We start from the raw sequence: 3,070 nt of genomic DNA, 5'->3' as shown, positions 1-3,070 counted from the left end.
TGATTCATAAGAAGACCTCTTTTCTGGATTTGTGGTTATCTCTAGATTAAGGGTCTTCTTTCTTTTTGTCTACTTTAATTTCTTGCCCTACTATTTTACTTTCCGACAACTATTTTACACATAGCCTCTTGAAAGAGGGATATTCGTTTATTGACTGCCTCATTAAAGGATGATTGATTGATTGATTGAGTGTGACTTCTAATATATCTTTTTGAAAGGGGATTAGTTTACTGAGTCTTTCGCTTCTGAACTGCATTATTGACAACTGATAATGTAGTTCAGAAGCTTATGACTTCCACGAACTTTACTCTCTGTGTTACTAGTGCAGTTCATGTCGTTTCTTGACTAATTAACTTAACTTTAATAGTTGGATAGTAAAGTTCATCAGCCGGTTTAATGTTGAACTACATTCTTCATATTTTGAGTATTATTTTTCCATACTAGACTTTACCCACATCATAAAAGTGCATCTAGTCAGAAAAGACACCCTGAAGGAAGTTCTCCTGCCTCAAGGTGTCTTCATCACTGTTCTGTTTAATTAAATCGTGATTCCGGCTGACCCGGATCTGTCATATCAGAGTTGCTTTAGCTATAATGTTTAGAGTTTCTTAGTTTCTTATCTCATCGAGAACAGCATGTACCTGTCTGGTCAGCGCCCACCACTCGTCACCTCGGGTTCTGCTGCTTTCACTGTCATAGTCGGACATCACTTCTGCAAAAGCCAGTGCTTCCCACATCAGAGGATTCTTAGACGGCTCGTCAAGCTTGATCGAACTTGTTTCTCTAGTTCGTGCATCGACCACTTCAGCTGAAGCCAGGCCGGTGATAGCATCCAGGACTAACGTGTCATCCGCAGTATAGACTTCAGACTGCTGCATTGACGTATTGATTTTTCCATAATTCAAGGTGACATCAAATCCATCATATCTCAAAATAGCTGTTCCTTTTCCGTCAACACCTGTTCTGATCGGTTGGGCAAATGCTTCGACCGATTTCGGCTGACCGAACCACTTGAGTGCTGCGTAGATGACATAGATTCCCAGATCATTAGCTGCTCCCCCAGCAAACTTAGGTGAAAAAATTGCCGGTTCTTCGCCATTGAGTACTTGATCATATCGGGATGAATACTTGCTGTAGGTCAATGAAGCCCCGTATATATCGGACTGATTGCTGATCAGCTCTGTCACTTTAAGAAAATTCGGTTCAAATATATGTCTGGCTGCCTCAACGACCAGCTTGTTCTGCGTTCTGGACAAATCTGTCAGTTCATCCCACTGCTCTGCAGACGTAACGACTGGCTTCTCAACGATGGCATGCTTGTTGTGCATAAGCACAGCTTTGGCCTGGTCAAAGTGCAGACTGTTTGGTGATGCAATATAAATCACATCAACCTCAGGATCACTTAAGAATGCTTCAAAATCAGAGTAGGCCTTCCTGCCTTCATGAACTTTCCTGAAATCATCGGCTTTATCCTGAGTACGAGAGTAAACTGCTTCTAACGTATACTTCTGACTTTTCACTGCCGCTTCAATAAACTGCTCAGTGATTCCGCTCGTTCCTATCGTACCTAATCTTAACTTATCCATGTATCATCGAACTCCTTCTAACTAAGTGCTCTGTTCCTCATCAGTATACCACGAGTGGGTCAGACATAGCTTCTATTGAAGTGTGATCACAACGATTTCCGGACGATTGTTGATTCTATATGGAAACGATGAATTCCCTAGACCTCTTGAAATAATCAGTCGTCTGGATCTGTGTTCTTCTGAGCTGAAAATGCCATAGTCGTATTTCGGGAAAAATCCTTGTCCGGGTGCATAAACCCCACCTAAGTAAGGAATTCGGGCTTGCCCTGAATGGGTATGCCCACTCAGGACTAAAGCGGGTGCTTTTGTCTGGTCGTACATATACTGTTCGAAATGCTCGGGTCTGTGTGCCAGAAGCACTTTAGGAAGTCGCTCCATTTCAGGCGTCAGTTCGATAGATTTAAGCATCGGTTTGGGCAGATTGATCTGATCCTCACGTTCAGCCAGTCCCATGATGACCAGCTTCTCTTCCTCGTCGACAGTCACCACTTCCGCTTCGTCCAGAAGAAGATGAACACCTGCTGCTGACAAAATCGATGTGAATTCAGAAAATGTCCCACTTGCAATATCATGATTTCCAGTAACTGCATATGTAGGGGCAATATTCGTACACAGTTCGGCAAAGCGTCTGAGCGGAGTATCAGCCAGACTGGATAATCCTGCCTGTACGAGGTCCCCGGTAAGGACGATGAAATCCGGTTCTGCTTCCTCAGTTTTCTGAATAATTGTTTCGATATAGCTTTTATTTGAACGTGGGGTCAGATGCAGATCAGTTAAATGAACGATTCTCTTTCCCTTCATCTGTTCATCAAGTTTAGGTACTGTCACTGAGTAATGTGTTGTTTCGATCAGATAGTTCTGAGTATATAAGTAAATAACTAGTGCAATGATTAAAGCCAGTAATATCCACACTATGATTCGTTCCTCCTGCAGCTGTTTGCTGTCGTTATAAAAATACTAGCTATATTGTATCATATAATGCATCTTGAAAGCGTTATTTATTTTTCTATGGTAAACTATTAGTAATAAAAGTGAGAATTCAAGGAGGGGTTATATTGGAAAACGATCCGACTTTGCACCAGGATCAGCAGAATCAGGCTGATCATTTTTTGAAAACTAAAGCGACGGAGAGTGGTAATGAGTTTATAAAACGTGACCCTGTTTCTGACGACCGGGAGCTCTCTGAAGAAGAAAAGGCTCAGATAACCAGACCGGAAGATTTCGAAAAGTTCAATCTGGACGATCTGGACCAATTGAATGATTCAAACGAGTGAACTACCCACCACTTAAATCCTCCGGATTTTGAAGTGGGGCTTCCTACGAACTCCATTCTTGTCTGCACAGGTTTCATGCAGATAGAGGAATCGGATATGGGTAGGCTCAAAAGGCAGTCCCTGCCTCATAGGTTTTCTTTTACTTGGCTAACGCCAAAAGGTTCTTGCTGGCATTGATGTCTCGGTCCAGATACTCCCCGCAATTAGGGC

General features: G+C 42.5%; 3 protein-coding genes. 1 reads left to right on the top strand and 2 read right to left on the bottom strand.

What is annotated here, in order from left to right:
• Positions 1 to 608: 608 nt before the first annotated feature.
• Together ACYQ2O_RS11410 and ACYQ2O_RS11405 are read right to left on the bottom strand one after the other, a co-directional pair.
• A complete protein-coding gene (locus ACYQ2O_RS11410; protein ID WP_346024415.1) occupies positions 609 to 1,586 on the bottom strand; it encodes a Gfo/Idh/MocA family protein in 978 nt (325 codons plus the stop codon).
• 72 nt (positions 1,587 to 1,658) lie between these two features.
• Positions 1,659 to 2,498 (bottom strand): metallophosphoesterase, encoded by an 840-nt coding sequence (locus tag ACYQ2O_RS11405; RefSeq protein ID WP_346024416.1) that lies wholly within the window; start codon positions 2,496 to 2,498, stop codon positions 1,659 to 1,661.
• Between the two features lie 143 nt (positions 2,499 to 2,641).
• On the opposite strand from ACYQ2O_RS11405, the gene ACYQ2O_RS11400 reads away from it, so the two are divergent.
• A complete protein-coding gene (locus ACYQ2O_RS11400; RefSeq protein ID WP_346024417.1) occupies positions 2,642 to 2,860 on the top strand; it encodes a hypothetical protein in 219 nt (72 codons plus the stop codon).
• Positions 2,861 to 3,070: the final 210 nt, after the last annotated feature.

The organism is Alkalibacterium sp. m-11 (genome assembly GCF_054658155.1).
The sequence above is the reverse complement of the archived record's forward strand: the minus strand, read 5'-3'. Positions and strand labels throughout refer to the sequence as shown.

Bases quoted from the DNA above. Each gene is read 5' to 3' on its own strand.
- ACYQ2O_RS11410 (WP_346024415.1), bottom strand. From the start codon at position 1,586: ATGGATAAGTTAAGATTAGGTACGATAGGAACGAGCGGAATCACTGAG.